This window comes from Hydrogenophaga sp. 2FB (genome assembly GCF_005503365.1).
Classification (GTDB): Bacteria; Pseudomonadota; Gammaproteobacteria; order Burkholderiales; family Burkholderiaceae_C; genus Hydrogenophaga.
The window spans coordinates 1-18644 of sequence record NZ_SCML01000004.1 but is presented as its reverse complement, the minus strand read 5'-3'; the positions used below and the strand labels follow the sequence as shown (position 1 = coordinate 18644).

The window sequence follows — 18644 nt, the reverse complement described above, 5'->3', positions numbered from 1 at the left end:
CTTCCATCCGGCCGGTTCGCAACACAAGACACCACAGGAGACGACACATGCTACGCAGAACCATTGCCACTGCAACGCTCGCCATTTGCTTCACGCCCTTGGCATCCCTGGCCCAGCAGGCCTATCCATCCAAGCCCGTGAAGTTCATCGTTCCGTATGCGCCCGGAGGTCTCCCAGACACGGTTGCAAGGGTGGTTGCGAAGAACCTGGGTGAACGACTGGGGCAATCCGTGGTGGTCGACAATCGACCCGGTGGCAACGGCGTGGTGGCATACCAGACGCTGTTGCAAAGCACGCCTGGCGATGGCCACGCATTCATCGTCTCGGATGGTTCGATGCTGTCCATCACCCCCTTGATCAACAAGGCAGCGACCTACCAAGTCGGCAAAGACATCTTTCCCGTTTCGCTGATTGCCCGCTCGCCACTATTCGTGGTGGCCCACCCTAAAACGGGAGTCAGCACGTTTAAAGAATTTGTGAGCCTTGTGAAGAGCAAGCCCGACGAGTTCACCTATGGCTCATCCGGAATCGGCAGTACGCACCATTTGACGATGGAAGCGCTGAAGGTCGCTCTGAATCTCGATGTCCGACACGTGCCATATCGGGGTTCCGGCCAGTCCACGCCCGCATTGGTGGGTGGTCAGGTGGATTTCTCCATTGCAGCGCTCCCATCAGTCCTCGGCTTTATCAAGAGCAATCAGGTGCGCTTGCTGGCAAGCAACGCGCCGGCTCGGTCTCCGCAGGCACCAGATGTGCCTGCCATCGCGGAAACGGTACCCGGTTTCGACTTCTCGGTGGTGGTCGGCGTACTGGCAGCGCCGGGTACACCTCGTGACGCTATCGACCGCATCAGCAAAGAAATTGCAGAAGTCGTCAGGATGCCGGAAGTTATAAGGACCTTTGAAGGAGCCGTCATCGAACCCGTTGGCGCTGGCCCGGCCGAGTATGGCCGCGTGATCGCGCGTGAGAACGATCTGATGGCAAAGGCGGGTAAAGCAGCAAACTTGAAATCGGAATGAGCCTCATTCTTTAGAAAGCGGTACTCAGAATCGATGGCTGCGGACGCCGTCTGGCTGCTGATCATTCCTGCATTTGTCTTGGGAGGCACCGTCAAGGGTGCGCTCGGTGTCGGTCTGCCGCTGGTGACGGTTCCGCTGTTGTCCTTATGGCTGCCCATTCCTCAGGCCATAGGCTTGATGGTGATGCCTGTGTTGCTGTCGAATCTGATTCAGTCACGGGAGGGCGCTGGACTTCGGCGCAACGTTCGCCGCTTCGCAGGGATGATTCTGTCCCAATTCGTCATGACCGTGCTGGTGGTGAAAATGACGCTTTCCTGGTCGCCTTCTCAGCTGGAATTCATGGTGGCCTTGTCCTTGCTCGTGGCTGTGGCGCTGATGGCATTCACACCCAATTTCGAAATCGGCCCTCGGCGCGAAGCAGTGGCAAGCGTGGCTGTCGGGGCCGCGTCCGGAGTGCTGGGAGGCATTTCCTCGCTGACGGGACCGCTGGTGATTTCGTATCTGATGGCGTTGAAACTGGAGAGAGACGCCTTTATCGGCAGTATCAGCGTCATCTATCTGAGTGGCGCCATTCCGTTGTACGCTGCGATGCTCTACTTCGGCCGAATCGGCATGGGTGATGTCTGGCTCTCCTGTCTGGCGCTCGTTCCCATGGGTGTGGGCTTGCTGATGGGAAGGGCGCTTCGAAAGCGCCTGAATGAGGTTCTGTTCCGCAAAATACTCCTTTTGCTTCTAGTCATGCTCGCTGTGCTGCTGCTCCTATGACGACCAATGCTCTGATTTCCCCCCAAGCGGGCGTCGCTCGCACACTGGTGTGGACCGATGCCTTTTTGTTGGGCTACGGTCCCCTGGACGACACGCATAGGGAGTTCGTGGAAGTTGTTTCAGCACTCATGCAGGCGACTGACGATGAACTCGATGGTGCTCTGGCTCGCTTGGAATGTCACCTTCGCGATCACTTCGGAACGGAGGATCGCTGGATGGAGGAGACGGATTTTCCCGCACGTCAATGCCACATGGACGAGCATGGCGCCGTGCTTGCCACGCTTGAACAGGTGAAAGCGCTCTGCGCGAACGGCGACGTGGCCATCGTGCGCCGCTTCGGCGATGAGCTGATTCAGTGGTTTCCGGGCCATGCCGACTACCTAGACGCCGCCCTTTCTCACTGGATGAGCAAAACACGTCTGGGTGGCAAACCGGTGGTGTTACGACGAAACCTCTCATTCGATGAAACCGTCATTCCTGTCAAAAAGTGAGAAAACCGTGTCAATTGCCGCAATCAATTTTCCCCTTGAAGTCCGAATCGATGTCGAACGCGCGTTAAGCGAGGATGTGGGCACCGGCGATGTGACTGCGGCCCTTGTACCTGCTCAACAGATGGCCACGGCCACGATCATCTGCAGAGAGCGGGCCGTCATTTGCGGGCGCCCATGGGTCGATGAAGTACTCCGTCAAGTGGCCCCGACGGCCGTCGCTCGATGGTTCAACGAAGACGGGCAGCATTGCGACCCGGGGCAAACGATCGTGGAAATATCAGGACTCGCCCGCGAGCTGCTGACCGCAGAGCGAGTCTGCCTCAACTTTCTTCAGACGCTCAGTGCGGTCGCGACAAAGACTGCTCGTTATGTGAAGGCGATTGAGGGGACAAGGGCAGTCGTCCTGGATACGCGCAAAACTATTCCAGGCTTGCGAATGGCGCAGAAGTATGCGGTGCGTTGTGGTGGTGGATCCAATCATCGAATGGGACTCTACGATGCCATCCTCATCAAGGAAAACCACATCGCCGCCTGTGGTGGACTGACGGCCGCTTTCCATGCGGCGCGCAAGCTGTCCGTCGCGGTCTCGTTCATTCAGGTCGAAGTCGAAACCTTGACGCAACTCCAAGAGGCACTGGATGCGGGCGTGAAAATGGTGTTGCTGGACAACATGTCTCTCGATCAGACTCGGCAGGCTGTTGAACTCGCCGCGGGACGCTGCAGCCTTGAAGTGTCCGGCGGTGTGAACCTCGAAACGATCCGCGCATGCGCCGAGACGTGCGTGGACCGGATATCCGTGGGAAGTCTGATCAAGGACATCACGGCCGTCGACTTTTCCATGCGGTTCGCTGACAAACCTGTTGAGACGCAACGCGTTTAGCCTTGCAGATGGGTTAGGGAAGGTCTTACATGGACGTCTCCTAGAGAGCGAGATGCCTTGGAGTCTTCGCTTAACGTACGCTCTATAGAACAACCGCGACCAGCGCCGGCCATCAGAAAACGAATGGCGGTGGTTTGGTGGTGAGCGCGGGGTTTTCGAGCGCCCGGATGCAGGTCAACCCCAGCCTGGGCACATCGCCTGCGAAAGGCGCGACAGCAATGTCGCGGTCGCCGACCGACCACTGCACGTCGCGCAAGGCCCCGTCGTCCAGCCGGATCACGCCCTTGAGCCGCAGCAACGTGTCGCCCTGCAGGGCGTCCACCTGGGCGTTCAGTGCCGCCAGCGTCAGCGGTGCGTCCAGTGGCACGAAATGGGCCGAGGTCCCATGGTCCGTGGGAACGTGGGCCCGCCAGGGCGGCGTTGGGGTTGGTCTGCCGGCAGCATTGGCCATCGCCATTGCACTGGGCCATCCCAAGGAAGCGTTCCGCGACAGGACAATCTCTGCACGCGGATTGAGCTGGCGTAGTATGCGCTCCAAAGCGGCACCGTCGGCCCGGTCGCACTTGGTGACGATGAGCGCGTTCGCGGCGCTGACCTGCGCCACCGCCTCCGGGTGCGCTTCGATCAGGTCCAGCCCGGCCACCGCGCTGACCGCCGTGAAGACGCCTGCCAGCCGGTAGCGTTCGCGCAGCACTGGAACGGTCTCGAAAGCATCGATCACGGAGCGGGGGTCGGCCAGCCCCGTGGTTTCGATCACCACCGAGCCGTAGGCGGGACGGCGGCGGTGCAGTCGGTCCCACCAGAGGTTCTCAAGGGCGTCTTGAAGTCCGGGCAGACCGGTGCAGCAGATGCACGCGCTCGAGATCAGCGACGCACTGTCGACCGCCTGGCCGAGCAACTTGTCGTCCAGGCCCACCTCGCCGATCTCGTTGACGATCAGCGCGGCGTCCTGCAGCGCCGCGTCGCGCAGCCAGGAGCGCAACAAGGTCGTCTTGCCGCTGCCCAGGTAGCCCGTCATCAACCAGACGGGGATGCGCGTGGCCTTCATGGCAGGTTCAGTCCGCTTCGTATCCCAAGCGCGACGAAATCAATTGCGCCGTTTCGGTCACCATGGGAATGATGCGGCGCAGCTTCTGCTTGGTGAGGCGCTGCGTGGGAGCCACGAGGCCCACCGCGGCCAACACGTTGCCGTTGGCATCAAAGATGGGCGCGGCCACGCCACGCATGCCGTCTTCGCTTTCCTCGTCGTCGATCGCATGGCCGCTCTCGCGCACTTCGGTCAGCAGCCGTTGCAGTTCGGCCTTTCCCACCACCGTGTGCGCGGTGCGCGGTTGCAGGTCGGCGCGCAGGGCGTTGGCGATCAGCATCGGTGGACTGAAGGCCAGCAGCGCGCGGCCTTCGCTGGTGCAGAAGGCCGGCTTGCGCACGCCCAGGTACGAGCGTGGGCGGATGGCGTGCCGGCTTTCGATGTTGCGCAGGTACAGGATCTCGCTGCCATGCAGCACCGCTAGGTGCACGGTTTCGCCGCTTTGCTCGCACAAGGTGTGCAGCAGCGGCGCCGCTTCCTCGGCCACGTCCATGCGGCGGCGCACGAGCGTGCCCATCGAGAAGAGCAGCAGACCCAGGCGGTAGCGGCCGTCGGCCGGGTTCTGCTCGAGATATCCCTCGGACACTAAGGTCACCGCCAGCCGGTGCACGGTGCTCTTGGCGACCCCGAGGCGCTTGGACAGTGCGGTGATGCCCAGCTCGGGCTCTTCGGCCGTGAAGGTTTTCAGCAGCCTTAGGGCGGCGGCCACGGATGACAGGTTGCGGCTCTCGCCGGATTTCTCGGTATTGCTCACTGATGCGGGTTGATGGTCATGTGGATCGCCCCCTCGACGCCGTCACCGACCAAGGATCTCAAGGCCAGGTCCGTCTCGTCGAGAGAAAAGGTGTGCGTGCTCATCGCCGTCACATTATGGCGATTGCCTGCGATGAGCTGCAGTGCGAGCTCGACCGAGGCGTAGGAGTGGCCACGCATGCCTTTGACCGTCAGGAAGTTGGCGACGATCCGGTCGCTATCGAATTCGGGAATAGGCTGCCGCTTCTGACCGCCCAGGATCACGGTGCCTTTCTTGCGCGCCAACTGCATCGCGCTCGTTACCGAGCCCGGCCCGCCCGACGCGCAATCGATCACGAGGTCGGCCATGCGCCCACCGGTGATCTCGGCCACGGTTTCCAGCAGGTCGTCCTGCTCGATGTCGATGGTGTGGTGCGCGCCCAGTTCGCGCGCCAGGGCGAGTCGGCGGCGGTCGGTGTCGTTCGACAGCCCCGTGAGGATCACGCACGCCGCACCGGCCTCGCGCGCCGCGACCACACACGCCAGGCCCTGTTGCCCCGGCCCCTGGATCACCACCGTCTGCCCCGGCCCGGCGCCCCCCTGCAGGTAGGCCCATTCGATGCCGTTGGAGATCGGCAGCGCCAGGGCCGCGTGTTGCGGCGACACGCCCGACGGCACGCGGTGGAACACGGTGTTGGCGTGCAGGTGCTGCACTTGCGCATAGCCACCCCACAGGCCCGGCGCCACGTTGAGCGCGGTGGCGCCGTAGCGCATGCCGCCCAGGCGCCAGTCAGTCGCGTTGCACAGGCGAAAGTCGCCCGAGCGGCAGTACTCGCAGTGGCCGCAGGGCAAATACTCTTCGAGTGCCACGAGGTCGCCTTCCTTCACGCCCCAACGCTGCGCGGCGAGCGCGCCCAGCGTCTCGACATGGCCGACCGTTTCGTGGCCCAGGATCAAGGGGCCGCGCGAGCGGGGCAGGTTCTGGTAGTAGCCCCAGTCGCTGCCGCACACGCCGGTGATGGCCACGCGCAGCGTGCCCGAACTGGCGTCGGTCGCGGGCACCTCGATGTCGTGGATCTCGGTGCGACCGACCGCCACCGCCACGGCGGCCCTCACGGAACGTGCTTCGCTCATACCGTGGCGTGCGGTTTGCCGGGCTCCGCTCGCAAGGCTTCGCGCGCGGCTTCCTGGAAGGGTTGGCCCTCGGGCAACACGACGGCCGCCGAACGCACCTTCTGCACGTGCGGCTCGTTGCCGGGTGGCGCGGTGCCGGATTCGGCCAGCGCGGTGGCCGCCGCGATCAGGCAACGGCGCGCCTGAACGATGCCGCGGTCGGTGCCGGTCAGGTGCTCGCGGGTACGGTCCTGGATCGGGCCCATGCTTTCCTGCAGCGACGAGTCCTGGATGGCGATGCTTTCCACACCGCTGTAGAGCTCGCCCGTGCGCTGCCTTGCGCGGTCCATCAGGTAGTCGTTGGTCTTGTTGGCCAACGGAATGTAGGTGCCCGGCACGTACTTGCAATGGATGCCGGCGCCGTCCTTCATGGCCTGCACCTCGCTGTCTTTCAGCGCGCGCGTGGGGTGGTAGTCGAAGCTCCAGGCCCAGCAGTTTTCATCGTCGATCGGCACCCAGAAATGCCCGTGCACCGGATGGTCGCCGCGCGGCGGGACCATGGTGAAGCAGGGCATGATCCACGGCGTGATGCGCCAGTAGAGCGAACCCGGCTCGGCCTTGCGGCGCACGCCGATGAAGAGCCCGCCTTCGGCGTCGGTCACCTCGAACTGGGGTCGCAGGTCGTTCATGTTGTATTCGTTGCCCTTGGCGCCCTTGAACAGCGGGTCGGTGTTGAGGCCGCCGCTGTGCAGGAACGAGACGTGGCTCGAATCGATGCCACCTTCGAGCGCCTGCAGCCAGTTGCACTCCTGCAAGCGCTTGGACGTGAAGCTCTGCTCGGCCGGCACCGTGGCGAATTCCCATTCGGGTGGCGGCGGTTGCAGCTCCGGCGGCCCCATGTAGATCCAGATGACGCCGCCGCGCTCGATCAGCGGGTAGGACTTGAGCGTGATGCGCTCGCACAGGCGGCTGCCTTCGGGCTCGGACGGCACGTCCACACAGCGGCCCGAGACGTCGTACTTCCAGCCGTGGTACGGGCAGCGAAGGCCGTTCTCTTCATTGCGGCCAAACCACAACGAAACGCCACGGTGGGCGCAGAACTCGTCCATCACACCCAGGCGGCCCTGCGTGTCGCGAATGGCGATCAGGCGCTCGCCGAGCAACTGCACGCGCACCGGCGGGCCGTCGGGCTCGGCGAGTTCTTCCGACAGCAAGGCCGGCAGCCAATAGCGGCGAAACAACTCGCCCATGGGAGTGCCTGCGCTGGTGCGCGTGACCAATTCGTTCTGCTCATTTTTCAACATCGGTTTATCTCCTGTTCCACATAAAAGAACTGTTTGCCTGCATGTGGAACGATGATAAAGTCATTCGCAGGTCGAAGCAAGCCCCACCATTTTTTGGAGACAACGATGATTTGCAAACTCTCTTCTTCGCTTTTGTTCTGTGCCGTTGCCATGGGCGCCGGCGCCGTCAGCGCGCAATCCAGCGACGTGGCCAACTGGCCCGCCAAGCCGGTGCGCATCGTCGTGCCGTACGCGGCGGGCGGTTCTTCCGACACGCTGGGCCGGGCCATTGGCCTGCACCTGCAGACGGCGTTCAAACAACCGTTCGTGATCGACAACCGTCCGGGCGGTGGGGGCACGATCGGATCGAGCCAGGTGGCCAAGACACCTCCCGATGGCTACACGCTGGTGGTCTCGGGCATCGGCTCGCACGTCATCGCACCCGTCGAAGTCAAGACCCTCCAGCCCATGGCGGACTTCACGCACATCGCCATGCTGGGTGGTCCCGCCACCGTGCTGGTGGTGCATCCTTCGATGCAGGTCAACACGCTCAATGATTTCGTGGCGCTGGTGCAGCAACAACCGGGCGGGCTCACCTGGGGATCGCCAGGGCAGGGCACGCATGGCGAACTCATCGGCCAGTTGTTCGCGCAGCGGGCCAAGTACGCACAGACCCATATCGGCTACAAGGGCGCGGCGCCGGCCGTGGCCGACCTGGCGGGCGGCCAGATTCCAGCGGCCTTCATCACCTACACCTCGGCCAGCTCCTTCATCCGCTCCGGCAAGATCAAGGCTCTGGCCATCACCTCACCCAAGCGCTCGGCAGACCTTCCGCAAGTCCCGACCTTTGCCGAGGCGGGCTACCCGGAGCTCAACGCGACCACCTGGTTCTCGCTGTCGGGACCGCATGGCATGTCGCCCGCCCTGGTCGAGAAGATCAACGCGGAGGTTCGCCGTGGCATGAAGAGCGAGCCGGTGCGCAAGCTGATGGAACAGGAAGGCATCGAGTCGCAGGACTGGGATGCGCCCACGTTCACGCGTTACGTGCAGAGCGAAATCGACCGCTGGACACCTCTGGTGAAGTCGCTCGGTTCCTCCCGCAAGCCCTGATCGCGCTCCCCACCCACACCGACTTTGCATGAACAAGCTTCGACTTTCCGTCACCATGGGCGACTACGACCGCACGCGCCCGCTCTTTGATGGGCGCGTCCAGATCGATGGGGTGGACCCCGTCTACATGCTGCTCAACCCGGAAGAGATGTTCTTTCGGGCCATGCGCAGCCAGGACTTCGACATCACGGAGCTCTCGTTTTCGAGTTTCCTCGTGAAGCACTCGCGCGGTGAGTGCCCCTACATCGCGGTGCCGGTGTTCGTGTCGCGCGCCTTTCGCCACACGTCCATCTATGTGCGCAAGGACCGCATCCAGCGGCCCGAGGATTTGAAGGGCAAGCGCATCGGACTGCCCGAGTACCAGTTGACCGCCAACGTGTGGGCGCGCGCGATACTGGAGGACGACCATGGTGTGCATCCGCGCGACGTAACCTGGGTGCGCGGCGGCATCGACACGCCTTCTCGGCCCGAGAAGATTGCCTTGCAGCTGCCGCCCGACATCCGGGTGGAAAGCGCACCCGAAAGCCAGACCATCTCGGTCTTGCTCGACCGTGGCGAGATCGATGGCTTCATCGGGCCGCGCCCGCCCAACGCCGTGGCCTTGCGTAACCCGAACATTGGTTGGCTGTTCGACGATCCCACCGCCACCGCCAAGGCGTATTACCAGCGCACCGGTGTGTTCCCGATCATGCACGTGGTGGGTATTCGCAAAGAACTGGCGGCGCAACACCCCTGGCTGCCCATGGCCGTCTTCAAGGCCTTCTCGCAAGCCAAGAGCGCCGCCCTCGATCTGCTGGGGGACACCTCCGCCACCAAGGTCACTCTGCCTTTCGTCGAAGAACAGCTCAAGGCCGCCAAGTCGGCGATGGGTGAGGACTACTGGCCCTATGGCGTAGCCGCATCGCGCAAGACGCTGGAGACCTTTGTGCGCCACCACCACTCGCAAGGCCTGTCGGCGCGGCAGCTGGATGTGGCTGAACTGTTCCATCCATCGACCTACGAAACCTACAGCATCTGAGGAGCGGCCACCCCATGACGAATGCCAGCCTGAGCGTGCGGGTCGCCCGCAAGTCCACCGAAGCCCTGGACATCTGCGCCCTTGAACTGGTGGATGCACAAGGCGATGCGCTGCCTGCGTTCTCGGCCGGCAGCCATGTCGACGTCCACCTGCCCAATGGGCTCGTGCGGCAGTACTCGCTGTGCAACGACCCGACCGAAAGCCACCGCTACCTCATCGCGGTGCTCAAGGACCCGGGCTCTCGCGGAGGCTCGCGCGCGGTGCACGAGCAGATCCGCGTTGGGGAAACGCTGTCGATCAGCCGGCCGCGCAACCACTTCGAGTTGCAGCCGAACGCGAAGAAGTCGTTGTTGCTGGCCGGGGGCATTGGCATCACGCCCTTGCTCTGCATGGCCGAACGCCTGGCGACGGTGCAGGCGGACTTCGATCTGCACTACTGCACCCGTTCGCGCGAGCGCACCGCCTTTCGCGAACGCATTCTTCGGTCGGGCTTTGCACCGCGGGTGCGGTTTCACCACGACGACGAGAAGGGCGCCGACCTGGAAGCGCTGCTGGCGCAACCCACCCTCGGTGTGCATCTCTACGTCTGCGGCCCCAAAGGTTTCATGGACGCCGTGATCGGCACCGCGAAGCGGCTGGGCTGGGCCAAGGACCACGTGCACTATGAGTACTTTGCGTCCACCGTCGTGGCGTCCGAGGACGATGGCGCGTTCGAGATCCAGTTGGCGAGTTCCGGCCGTGTGATTTGTGTACCTTCGTCTCGCACGGCGGCGCAGGCACTGGCGGATGCCGGGGTGGTGGTGGCCACCTCCTGCGAGCAAGGCGTCTGTGGCACCTGCCTCACGCGCGTGCTCGACGGCCAGCCCGAGCACCGGGACATGTACCTCTCGCCCGACGAGCAGGCGCAGAACAATTGTTTTCTGCCGTGTTGCTCCCGTTCACTTTCGCAGCGACTGGTGCTGGATCTGTAAGATTCAAAGGTGTTCGGCTTGTCCGAGTAGCCGGTGCAATACGCGTCTTAGCGCCAAACTCACACGAGCGCACTAGCTTGGCCCCGCTTGCCTATTATTAATCTGGGCCGAAAAATCACAATTCCAGTGCATTGAAGTCCGCTCGAATTCCTGAGCCAGTCAGTAGTAGAGGTTGGGGAACTGTTTTATGCGGTACTCGACGGGCGGGACGCGGCCGAGGGATTCATGGGGTCGGTGGTAGTTGTATCGGTGCAGCCAGTCGGCCGTCATGTCGCGCACCTCCTTTCCGCTGGGCTTCCTACGCTGTTTTAGGTACGGTAAAGAACACGACGATGCGTCGTGAATCTTGTTTCCACTATGACCGCCCCGGATTTTGAGGAGGCTCTTTTCTCTGAGAGGATTGAGCCATGAGCAAGAAGTCAAACAAGTTATCACCCGAGGTCCGTGAACGCGCTGTTCGCATGGTAAAGGAGCACCGAGGCGAGTACCCCTCGCTGTGGGCCGCCATCGAATCCATCGCCCCAAGATTGGCTGCGTGCCGCAGACCCTCAACGAATGGGTCAAGCGCGATGAGATCGATACCGGCACCAGTGCCGGCGTCACGACGACCGACCTGCAGCGCCTGAAGGTACACGAACGTGAGAACAAGGAGCTGCGCAAGGCCAATGAGATCCTGAAGCTGGCCAGCGCGTTTTTCGCTCAGGCGGAGCTCGACCGCCGTCTGAAGTCCTGAAGGGCTTCATCGATCAGCATCGACAGGCCTATGGGGTCGAGTCGATCTGCAAGGTGCTGCAGATCGCCCCGTCTGGCTACTGGCGCCAAGCCGCCCAGCATCGCAACCCGACCCTGCGATGTCAGCGCGCACAGCATGACGGTGTCCTGGCGCCACAGATCGAGCGCGTGTGGCGAGCCAACATGCAGGTCTACGGTGCCGACAAGGTCTGGAAGCAGCTCAACCGCGAGGGCATCTCCGTTGCCCGCTGCACGGTCGAACGCTTGATGAAACGTCTGGGCTTGCAGGGTGTGCGCCGTGGCAAGGTGGTGCGCACCACTGTCAGTGATGGCAAGGCGCCATGCCCGCTGGATCGGGTCAACCGGGTCTTCAAGGCCGATCGACCCAACCAGCTCTGGGTATCGGACTTCACGTATGTCTCGACCTGGCAGGGGTGGCTGTACGTGGCCTTCGTGATCGACGTGTACGCGCGGCGCATCGTGGGTTGGCGCGTGAGCCGCTCCATGCACACAGACTTTGTTCTGGATGCGCTGGAACAGGCGCTTTATGACCGCCAACCCGAGCGCGATGGCGTCTTGACCTATCACTCCGATCGCGGGTCGCAATACGTCTCCATTCGCTACACAGAGCGCCTGGCGGAGGCAGGCATCGAGCCCTCGGTGGGCAGCAAGGGTGACAGCTACGACAACGCGCTGGCCGAGACCATCAACGGGCTGTACAAGGCCGAGGTGATTCATCGCCGATCCTGACCAACGCGCGAATCGGTGGAGTTGGCAACCCTCGAATGGGTGTCCTGCTTCAACCACCACAGGTTGCTCGGACCCATCGGATATGTCCCGCCAGCCGAGGCTGAGGCAAACTACTACCGGCATCTCGCCAGTCAAACCTCCACGGTGGAGGACTGACTTAAACCAACCGGCCTCCACGAAACCCGGGGCGGTTCAGTTCCATGCACACAGACTTCATTCTGGATGCCCTGGAGCAGGCGTTGTATGCCCGACAACCTGAGCGTGATAGCGCCTTGATTCATCATTCCGACAGGGGGTCGCAATACGTGTCCATCCGCTACAGCGAACGACTCGCAGAAGCTGGCATCGAGCCCTCTGTGGGCAGCAAGGGTGACAGCTACGACAACGCGCTGGCCGAGACCATCAACGGGTTGTACACCCCACACCAGCAAAGTGCCTGGCAACATCGGCAACACGGTGCCCGCCAAGCCCAACACAATCAAGGTAACACACAAGAACCAAAGCAAAGTGATTTCCAAAACCGGCTTTCAGAATCAGAGCAACAGACCTGAAGAAGAGCAACCGAACAGGGCCTGTTTCTCGATCGGATACGTAAGAACCTACAGAACACCAGATTCTTAATGGGGGCCGTGACAAAGATGTGCCATCCTGATTCGAAGCCCCGGGGCGAGTGGCAACTTCAGCCGCTCCCACTCGCGACTTCACTCATTCTTTGGGCTACTCGCGCGCATCCGCGGATGTGCGGTTCAGCCTATTGGCTAAATGTGGGCTGTTAAATTCGTTTCAATTGCCAAGTGGAGCCGATGATGAACTCATGGTCCGCCCGCTTTCACTGGGCGCCGGATCAGCACGACAACCAGCGTCACGACTGTCAGCGGGACCACGAAGCTGAGCATGACGCCCGAGTAGGCAGCAAGCGCAGCGTGCTGTTGTGCGGCCAGGATGAGATAGGCCACGTAGGCGACGTAGTAGCCGAGGAAAACTCCGCCCTCCCAGCGTGCTATTTCACGACCGGTCATGAACACGGGCAGGCAGGCCAATGCCACAGCCAGCATGACCCAGATGTCGAATGCCAGCAACGACGGCGCCATGGCCAATCCGAGGTCACCCGACACCAGGCCCGACACGCCCAGGCAACCCAGGATGTTGAAGGTGTTGCTGCCCACCACGTTGCCCACCGCAATGTCGCGCTCGCCCTTGACGGCAGCGGTGATGCTGGTGGCGACCTCGGGCATGCTGGTGCCGGCGGCGACGATGGTCAAACCAATGATCAGGTCGCTCACTCCCATGGCTTTGGCGAAATTCACCGATGCCTGCACCAGATACTCGGAGCCAAACACCAGCGCCGCGAGGCCAGCAGCAATCAGCAGCAACTGAACCGGCAAACGATCGTCCCAGGCCCCCGGTACCGCAGGCTGGATTTCGCCGGCGTATTCGTCCTTGGCCATCTGCGTTTCGCGCCGCGACTGAACGATGAGGAACACCGTGTAGGACACCAGCAGCGCAAAAAGAAGGCCCCCGTCAAGAAACGAAAGCCGGCCATCCAGCCCTAGAGCCAGCAGCAGCAGGCTGGCGCCGATCATGATCGGAACCTCCTGTCGTATGAGCTGGATGTTGACCACCAGTGGAGCAATCAGTGCACTGATGCCCAGGATGAACAAGACATTGAAAATGTTGCTGCCCACCACGTTGCCGATGGCAATGTCGGTTTTCCCGTCCAGCACGGCACCCACACTCACCGCCACCTCAGGCGCACTTGTGCCGAATGCCACGATCGTCAGTCCCACAACCAGTGGGCTGATACCAAACGAAAGGGCCAGCTTCGATGCGCCCCGCACCAACAAGCTGGCACCCAGGACAAGCAAAATCAAACCGCCGATAAAGATAAGTATGTTCATAGTCGCGTAATGTAGTCACAAACCCCTAGGCACTATCGGCTCAAAGTGCTCTGGGCCACTCCCAAGCGATTGGAGTGCCCGCAGCAGATGGATCGGCAACAGGTGACCTCATGGATTGACCGAAAAGCGGGGTATCCAAAAACTCCATCGTGTTTCTATGACGCCAAGAACAGCAGATGTGATTGCAATTACAGGGTACCCAAGCACGCCAGGCCGAGTAAGCCACCGATGCCGGACATGAGGCCCACGTCGCGCGCCTCATCCCCGTTTCGATGTCCGAGCCAAGCTCCAAGCATGCAGCCCGTTGCGACGGTCATCAACGCAAACTGAAATGAAGTTACGCTGGTTGCCCATTGCTACGTGACTGCACTCGAATCGGTTTGGACACATCAGGGGGGGGACCCACCAACGCGTTGACCGTCTTCCACGACCGTTCAGTGGCTCGTCTCAACAAGGCTCCCAACTTGCGTTGACGTTCACTGACGGTGGCAACTTGTCCGTTGGGTAGATGCACTTCCACCATGCACTCCCTCAGAGCCGGGCCCGATCGTGATGACTCACTCACGCGGACTACGATCCGCACGATCTTGTGCGCCAGTTTTGCGAAGGTGGTTCTCAAGCGCTCAGCGATCTCCAGACTGTGGGCGCGGGACAGCTTGGTGTTGGGGGTACGAACGTCGATATGCATGCTGCTCTCCTTGATGGATGAACTAACTGAAATGAAGGCCCGGCTTGACCAGGCGCCAGTGTTCGGCAAGCGCGTTGACCAGGTTTTCTTCGGAATCTGCACGGTGAAAATCGGCTCGAACCACTGCAATACAGAGTTCAAGCGTTGTTTGTTGAAGCACTGGGTCGGTGACTTCAGCCATGACCGATCGCAAGGCCTCTGTGTCAATCTGGCAGGCTGATCCCCAAACGGCGTAAGAGGAGGTCATGAGGTCTTCAGACAGATTTCGAACCAATTCGTTGAACTGTTCGCGAGTCAAACCCAGACGACATGCCGCATTCATCCGCTCCAGCAAACCAAGCTCGCTGGTACTCAGGTGGCCATCGGCCAGAACAGCAAGCGCGATCAACCTGGCGGCAGCCCGAGCGCTGTTGACGGGGTAGGGCCTCATGAATGCCTCCTTTGAAGTCGGTTCTTACTCAAAAATGTCACCGAGCCACGACTTGCGTCGACTTGGTCCGCGCATCCCCGGGTCAGGCTCATCCAGATCTACAAACTGGCGACGCGGCGCTTGCATCGTGTTTGAACGCTTGATCAGTTTTTCCAATTCACCCCTGTCAAGCCACACGCCACGGCATTGAGCGCAGTGATCAACTTCGATGCCAGAGCGCTCGGTGAGGACAAGGGCGATGGATTCACAGACGGGACATTGCATGAGGAACTCCTCTTTGACCACGCAGACACTGTGCATAACATTGGCTAGTTTTTTGACCTTGAACGAAGACTTGTTATGAGACACAACTTGACTGTAGGCGGGTGTTGATTCGAGATAAATTCGCTTTTTATGTAAAAACCATCGAATAAAGCGAGGCTTCTGAATGAATTACAAGCACCTTTTCTATTTCTGGACAGTTCTTCGCACGGGCAGCATCGCCCGAGCCAGCGCCCAACTGCACCTCACTCCTCAAACGCTGAGCGGCCAGATCAAACTGCTTGAGGATCGCTTGGGCAAGCCACTGCTTCGAAAGGTGGGGCGTGGTGTGGAGCCCACCGATACGGGACGCATGGTCCAGCGTTTTGCGGACGAAATCTTCGCGATCGGCTCTGCCTTGCAGGAGGCCTTGCAAACCGATCAAGTCGAGTCTGTGCAGAGCACGTTTCGGGTCGGCGTGGTGGACTCAGTACCGAAATCCATTGCTTGCCATGTACTCGAACCTGCACTGGCCATGCCAGACAGAGCTCGCATGGTGTGCGTTGAAGGCAAGCTGACTGCGCTGCTGGCCGAGCTGGCGATCCACCGGCTGGACCTGGTGGTGTCGGATGTGCCCATGCCGACTGGTTTGAGCGTCAAGGCGTTTACCCACCTGCTTGGGAGAACGGATGTCAGCTTCTTTGCGTCACCCAAACTGCTCAAGACCGAGGGGATTTCTCTGAGGCAGGCACGGGCCCGCTTTCCAAGTTGCCTTGGCCGCTTGCCATGGCTCATGCCGAACCCTGATTCGGTGTTGCGTCCTCGTCTGGACGCTTGGCTGAGCGACCAAGGGGTCGTTCCTCGTATCGCCGCAGAATTTGACGATGGCGCCCTCACCAAGGCGTTCGGACGTCAGGGTTTCGGGGTGTTTGCTGGACCCGCTGTCCTGGCTTCCGAGATTGAAGCGCAGTACCTGGTGGTTGAGCTGGGCACGGCGCAGGAACTCATGGAGGAGTTCTATGCCATTTCCATCGAACGCAGGATTTCAAACCCGGCGGTTGCCGCCATCACTGCCACAGCTCGCCGCGAGTTGTTTCCCGGGGCTTAATCAGGAATTGCCAAGCTTCGTGCGGTGAGGCGTGTGGCGCACCGGTCATTGACACAGGAGACATCACTGCTTTCGTTGCACGAACAGATTGCGCCGACCATGCTCTGGATAGCCGGAAGCTGGTGTTGGCCTGCAGGACCACCATGCTGAAGGTCATCTGCATGATGCCGCCGCGAGATCACATTTTTTTCGACCACTGGCTGTCCTTCGGTGCTTCGATGGGCGACAGGACAGTGCCCATAGCTAGAGTTGATCTGCAGCAAAGCGAAGCGTCGAAGGCTGGTGTGGCCCTTCATAGTCAAAGCTTGCCCCCTCTTGGTAGAGATGCCTACCTTTGATGATGGATAAATTCTTGCTGCAGGAGCAGGTGCTGAAACGTCTCGCCGAAAGCCTGCTGCAAGCCGAACAAGCAGTGCAGGCGGCGGATGAAACGGCGACTCACGAAGAAAGCATCGCCGAAAACAAATACGACACATTGGGACTCGAAGCCGCCTACCTGGCCACCGGCCACGCTGATGCAGGCGCTGGCGGCCGATGCGCACCGACCAAAGCAAAGCCGGGGCTCGGCACTGCGCTGTTCTCCCAGATCCAGGCGCAGGGTTACCGGGGGGCCCGCAAAGCGGTCAGAACGAAGGCCGTGCTCAAGCGCTAATAGCGCAACAGCACGATCGTTTCGCAAAGAAGCTTGGCATGTGATCACTTCTGGATCTTGTCCGTCAAACGCTCGGTCTTGGTTTCCACCTCTGCGGGCTGCGTGCGATCGGGTGTTTCCAGTGCGTCGAGGTAGCGCTGGATGCTTTGTTCGATCTGCCGCTGGCGGTCCCCAATCTTGCCGGGCGTTAAGTTGCGGTTGACCGCCTTGAACTTGCTGCCATCAATGGCGACGATGGCCTGGGAGAAGAGCTTGAGCTCGCGGCACAAACCGATGAAGCGCTAGCAGACGTTGCGGATGCCTGCGCCGAATGGCCGGCGGCCATCCGTGCTCACTGGCGCGACAGCTCTCCAACTCCGGGAGCGCGCAGAGAGGACAGCACATCAATGAAAAGGCTGCCTCTAACGAGCCAACGAGCCCGTCCTGCACGGGTTTAATAGCCCGTCACACCATAGCGACTTGCTCACACGAGACGAAGGCCCAGGGGCTTCGGCTGGCCGCGGCCACCTCCGAGCGTCTTCGCCCGCCGCTGGCCCAGGCAAAGAGGAGGAGGGCGCGGTCGGCCAGCACGAGCTGCAGCGGGTCCTTGGTCAACGCGTCCTTCTTTTTGGGCAGATCGCCGCGCTTGGCGTAGGCCTTGCGCGTGCGAGAGAGCAACTCGCGCACCTTGGCGTCCTGGCATGGGTTCTTAACTTCGCGCATCTGGTGGGCCTTGGAGAGCACCGCCAAGGGGTGTACCAGCGTGTTGTGGGACAACGGCCCCAGTTTTCCCTTGTAGCCGGCCTCGACCAAAGCGACATCGATCTCGGCTGGCAGTTCGTGCACCAGGCCCTGGGGCGTCGTGCGCTGAGCGTGGTCGACGATGAACTGCAGCACACAGGTCGCCGGCAGAGGCAGGCTGATCTGCCCACCGAAACGGATGCCGTACCAGGCGGCCCAATAGCGCAACGCGCTGCGGTAGCTCATCTGCGTATTGAGCGATTCCCCTTCGCGCAGCAGATCGGCCACGGCTTCGGCGGTGATATCGCTGAGCTCGTGAGGCTGCAGGGCGGGCGTCTTTTGGAGCGTGGGCAGGCGCCTGTTCAGATCAGGGTGACTAATGGCGATTTATCACACATACTATGTATTAAAAAATATGCGACAGATGAATTAACCGCGATAACGATCTTCTTATCGACACCTATCTCTCTGTCGGGTTCGAACGAGTGGGCGCATTTTTGTCGCATCACAATACCCACCAGGCGCCTGCCCATCTTCCAGAAAACGTTTGCGCTCCGGCCGCAGAAACTGATCAATGTGACCTCGCGCGCAATTTCGCCGCGGGACATTTGCGGGACTGGGCTCTGCAATACATGTCTATACTGAGTAGTTTTTGTACAATGAGCAGACGTCCTGTCTTTATAAATCAACAACTTACGGATGATCTGGTAGCTACGAACCAAGGGGTCGTGGGTTCAATTCCTGCCAGCCGCACCAGAACACTGTTCTAGAACAACGGGTTAGCTCCAAAAGAGCTAGCCCGTTTTTCTTTGTGCGTTCGATTGCACGACTTTTGCGCGACGCGGTCCCAGCACACGACCTATGTGCCTTGGCGGGTTTTCCGGGACGCAAGGCCACCCGCCGCGGGTGGCCACGGGCTGGCCTCGGACGCGGATGATGGGGGGTATGGAGCAGACC

Annotated in this window: 18 protein-coding genes, 5 pseudogenes and 1 other annotated feature; of the genes and pseudogenes, 12 read left to right on the top strand and 11 right to left on the bottom strand. The window is 61.1% G+C overall.

From position 1 onward, the window contains the following. The first annotated feature begins 47 nt into the window (after positions 1-47). Genes FFS09_RS03335 through nadC form a run of 4 tightly spaced genes read left to right on the top strand, consistent with a single transcriptional unit; the run spans position 48 to position 3155 of the window. Positions 48-1019, top strand: coding sequence for a Bug family tripartite tricarboxylate transporter substrate binding protein (locus FFS09_RS03335; protein ID WP_137917451.1), 972 nt, complete (start codon positions 48-50; stop codon positions 1017-1019). A gap of 33 nt (positions 1020-1052) precedes the next feature. Beyond that, positions 1053-1784 carry a sulfite exporter TauE/SafE family protein gene (locus tag FFS09_RS03330; protein WP_137917450.1) on the top strand — a complete coding sequence of 244 codons (732 nt, stop codon included), beginning with the start codon at positions 1053-1055 and terminating at the stop codon, positions 1782-1784. Beyond that, a complete protein-coding gene (locus tag FFS09_RS03325) occupies positions 1781-2275 on the top strand; it encodes a bacteriohemerythrin (RefSeq protein WP_137917449.1) in 495 nt (164 codons plus the stop codon). The genes FFS09_RS03330 and FFS09_RS03325 overlap by 4 nt, the downstream gene beginning before the upstream one ends. Then, positions 2247-3155 (top strand): carboxylating nicotinate-nucleotide diphosphorylase, encoded by a 909-nt coding sequence (gene nadC / locus FFS09_RS03320; protein WP_137917448.1) that lies wholly within the window; start codon positions 2247-2249, stop codon positions 3153-3155. Before FFS09_RS03325 ends, nadC begins: the two co-directional genes overlap by 29 nt. A gap of 112 nt (positions 3156-3267) precedes the next feature. Here the strand turns inward: nadC and FFS09_RS03315 are convergent, their stop codons facing one another. The 5 genes from FFS09_RS03315 to FFS09_RS30850 are packed head-to-tail and all read right to left on the bottom strand — an operon-like array spanning position 3268 to position 7543. Then, positions 3268-4203, bottom strand: coding sequence for a CobW family GTP-binding protein (locus FFS09_RS03315; RefSeq protein ID WP_137917447.1), 936 nt, complete (start codon positions 4201-4203; stop codon positions 3268-3270). Positions 4204-4210: 7 nt separating this feature from the next. Further along, positions 4211-4996 (bottom strand): IclR family transcriptional regulator, encoded by a 786-nt coding sequence (locus tag FFS09_RS03310; protein ID WP_137917446.1) that lies wholly within the window; start codon positions 4994-4996, stop codon positions 4211-4213. Further along, positions 4993-6108 carry a zinc-dependent alcohol dehydrogenase gene (locus tag FFS09_RS03305; protein ID WP_137917445.1) on the bottom strand — a complete coding sequence of 372 codons (1116 nt, stop codon included), beginning with the start codon at positions 6106-6108 and terminating at the stop codon, positions 4993-4995. Before FFS09_RS03305 ends, FFS09_RS03310 begins: the two co-directional genes overlap by 4 nt. After that, positions 6105-7391, bottom strand: coding sequence for an aromatic ring-hydroxylating dioxygenase subunit alpha (locus FFS09_RS03300; protein WP_137917444.1), 1287 nt, complete (start codon positions 7389-7391; stop codon positions 6105-6107). The genes FFS09_RS03305 and FFS09_RS03300 overlap by 4 nt, the downstream gene beginning before the upstream one ends. Beyond that, positions 7385-7543, bottom strand: coding sequence for a hypothetical protein (locus FFS09_RS30850; RefSeq protein ID WP_212745044.1), 159 nt, complete (start codon positions 7541-7543; stop codon positions 7385-7387). The genes FFS09_RS03300 and FFS09_RS30850 overlap by 7 nt, the downstream gene beginning before the upstream one ends. Between FFS09_RS30850 and FFS09_RS03295 the strand changes: the two genes are divergently transcribed. From FFS09_RS03295 to FFS09_RS03285, 3 genes are read left to right on the top strand one after another with little or no spacing between them, the layout of a single operon-like run. Further along, on the top strand, positions 7542-8480 hold the full coding sequence (locus tag FFS09_RS03295) for a Bug family tripartite tricarboxylate transporter substrate binding protein (protein ID WP_212745043.1): 939 nt from the start codon (positions 7542-7544) through the stop codon (positions 8478-8480). The genes FFS09_RS30850 and FFS09_RS03295 overlap by 2 nt on opposite strands. Positions 8481-8508: 28 nt before the next feature. After that, on the top strand, positions 8509-9498 hold the full coding sequence (locus FFS09_RS03290) for a PhnD/SsuA/transferrin family substrate-binding protein (RefSeq protein WP_137917442.1): 990 nt from the start codon (positions 8509-8511) through the stop codon (positions 9496-9498). Between the two features lie 14 nt (positions 9499-9512). Then, on the top strand, positions 9513-10469 hold the full coding sequence (locus FFS09_RS03285; RefSeq protein ID WP_137917441.1) for a PDR/VanB family oxidoreductase: 957 nt from the start codon (positions 9513-9515) through the stop codon (positions 10467-10469). A gap of 159 nt (positions 10470-10628) precedes the next feature. Here the strand turns inward: FFS09_RS03285 and FFS09_RS31485 are convergent, their stop codons facing one another. After that, positions 10629-10904, bottom strand: coding sequence for an integrase core domain-containing protein (locus FFS09_RS31485; RefSeq protein WP_137917440.1), 276 nt, complete (start codon positions 10902-10904; stop codon positions 10629-10631). On the opposite strand from FFS09_RS31485, the pseudogene FFS09_RS03275 reads away from it, so the two are divergent. Beyond that, positions 10877-12107, top strand: a pseudogene (locus tag FFS09_RS03275) (IS3 family transposase). The gene FFS09_RS31485 and the pseudogene FFS09_RS03275 sit on opposite strands and share 28 nt — an antisense overlap. Beyond that, positions 11157-11273, top strand: a sequence feature (AL1L pseudoknot). (Overlaps the previous pseudogene by 117 nt.) A gap of 41 nt (positions 12108-12148) precedes the next feature. Then, a pseudogene (locus tag FFS09_RS03270) lies at positions 12149-12403 on the top strand (DDE-type integrase/transposase/recombinase); the annotation flags it as partial. 360 nt (positions 12404-12763) lie between these two features. Here the strand turns inward: FFS09_RS03270 and FFS09_RS03260 are convergent. The 3 genes from FFS09_RS03260 to FFS09_RS03250 all read right to left on the bottom strand — a co-directional run bounded on the left by FFS09_RS03260 (position 12764) and on the right by FFS09_RS03250 (position 15231). Beyond that, a complete protein-coding gene (locus FFS09_RS03260) occupies positions 12764-13849 on the bottom strand; it encodes a calcium/sodium antiporter (RefSeq protein WP_137917439.1) in 1086 nt (361 codons plus the stop codon). Positions 13850-14559: 710 nt separating this feature from the next. Further along, positions 14560-14967 carry a tellurite resistance TerB family protein gene (locus FFS09_RS03255; RefSeq protein WP_137917438.1) on the bottom strand — a complete coding sequence of 136 codons (408 nt, stop codon included), beginning with the start codon at positions 14965-14967 and terminating at the stop codon, positions 14560-14562. A gap of 24 nt (positions 14968-14991) precedes the next feature. Continuing rightward, entirely contained in the window at positions 14992-15231 is a 240-nt protein-coding gene (locus FFS09_RS03250; RefSeq protein ID WP_137917437.1) for a TFIIB-type zinc ribbon-containing protein, read from the bottom strand. 163 nt (positions 15232-15394) lie between these two features. Between FFS09_RS03250 and nhaR the strand changes: the two genes are divergently transcribed. The 3 genes and pseudogenes from nhaR to FFS09_RS03235 form a co-directional block, all read left to right on the top strand. Further along, positions 15395-16315 carry a transcriptional activator NhaR gene (nhaR, locus tag FFS09_RS03245; protein WP_137917436.1) on the top strand — a complete coding sequence of 307 codons (921 nt, stop codon included), beginning with the start codon at positions 15395-15397 and terminating at the stop codon, positions 16313-16315. A gap of 143 nt (positions 16316-16458) precedes the next feature. Next, positions 16459-16653 (top strand): hypothetical protein, encoded by a 195-nt coding sequence (locus tag FFS09_RS03240; RefSeq protein WP_137917435.1) that lies wholly within the window; start codon positions 16459-16461, stop codon positions 16651-16653. Positions 16654-16655: 2 nt separating this feature from the next. Next, positions 16656-16829: pseudogene (locus FFS09_RS03235) on the top strand (transcription elongation factor GreAB); the annotation flags it as partial. Between the two features lie 191 nt (positions 16830-17020). Here the strand turns inward: FFS09_RS03235 and FFS09_RS03230 are convergent. Continuing rightward, positions 17021-17293 (bottom strand): annotated as a pseudogene (locus tag FFS09_RS03230) (IS5/IS1182 family transposase); the annotation flags it as partial. Between the two features lie 169 nt (positions 17294-17462). Then, positions 17463-17990: pseudogene (locus FFS09_RS03225) on the bottom strand (site-specific integrase); the annotation flags it as partial. Positions 17991-18644 lie beyond the last annotated feature (654 nt).

Coding starts and splice junctions, on each gene's coding strand:
- nhaR (WP_137917436.1), top strand. CDS start 15,395: ATGAATTACAAGCACCTTTTCTATTTCTGGACAGTTCTTCGCACGGGC.
- FFS09_RS03300 (WP_137917444.1), bottom strand. CDS start 7,391: ATGTTGAAAAATGAGCAGAACGAATTGGTCACGCGCACCAGCGCAGGC.
- nadC (WP_137917448.1), top strand. CDS start 2,247: ATGAAACCGTCATTCCTGTCAAAAAGTGAGAAAACCGTGTCAATTGCC.
- FFS09_RS03295 (WP_212745043.1), top strand. CDS start 7,542: ATGGGCGCCGGCGCCGTCAGCGCGCAATCCAGCGACGTGGCCAACTGG.
- FFS09_RS03335 (WP_137917451.1), top strand. CDS start 48: ATGCTACGCAGAACCATTGCCACTGCAACGCTCGCCATTTGCTTCACG.
- FFS09_RS03240 (WP_137917435.1), top strand. CDS start 16,459: ATGCTGAAGGTCATCTGCATGATGCCGCCGCGAGATCACATTTTTTTC.
- FFS09_RS03290 (WP_137917442.1), top strand. CDS start 8,509: ATGAACAAGCTTCGACTTTCCGTCACCATGGGCGACTACGACCGCACG.
- FFS09_RS03285 (WP_137917441.1), top strand. CDS start 9,513: ATGACGAATGCCAGCCTGAGCGTGCGGGTCGCCCGCAAGTCCACCGAA.
- FFS09_RS03305 (WP_137917445.1), bottom strand. CDS start 6,108: ATGAGCGAAGCACGTTCCGTGAGGGCCGCCGTGGCGGTGGCGGTCGGT.
- FFS09_RS03315 (WP_137917447.1), bottom strand. CDS start 4,203: ATGAAGGCCACGCGCATCCCCGTCTGGTTGATGACGGGCTACCTGGGC.
- FFS09_RS03250 (WP_137917437.1), bottom strand. CDS start 15,231: ATGCAATGTCCCGTCTGTGAATCCATCGCCCTTGTCCTCACCGAGCGC.
- FFS09_RS03325 (WP_137917449.1), top strand. CDS start 1,781: ATGACGACCAATGCTCTGATTTCCCCCCAAGCGGGCGTCGCTCGCACA.
- FFS09_RS03260 (WP_137917439.1), bottom strand. CDS start 13,849: ATGAACATACTTATCTTTATCGGCGGTTTGATTTTGCTTGTCCTGGGT.
- FFS09_RS30850 (WP_212745044.1), bottom strand. CDS start 7,543: ATGGCAACGGCACAGAACAAAAGCGAAGAAGAGAGTTTGCAAATCATC.
- FFS09_RS03255 (WP_137917438.1), bottom strand. CDS start 14,967: ATGAGGCCCTACCCCGTCAACAGCGCTCGGGCTGCCGCCAGGTTGATC.
- FFS09_RS03330 (WP_137917450.1), top strand. CDS start 1,053: ATGGCTGCGGACGCCGTCTGGCTGCTGATCATTCCTGCATTTGTCTTG.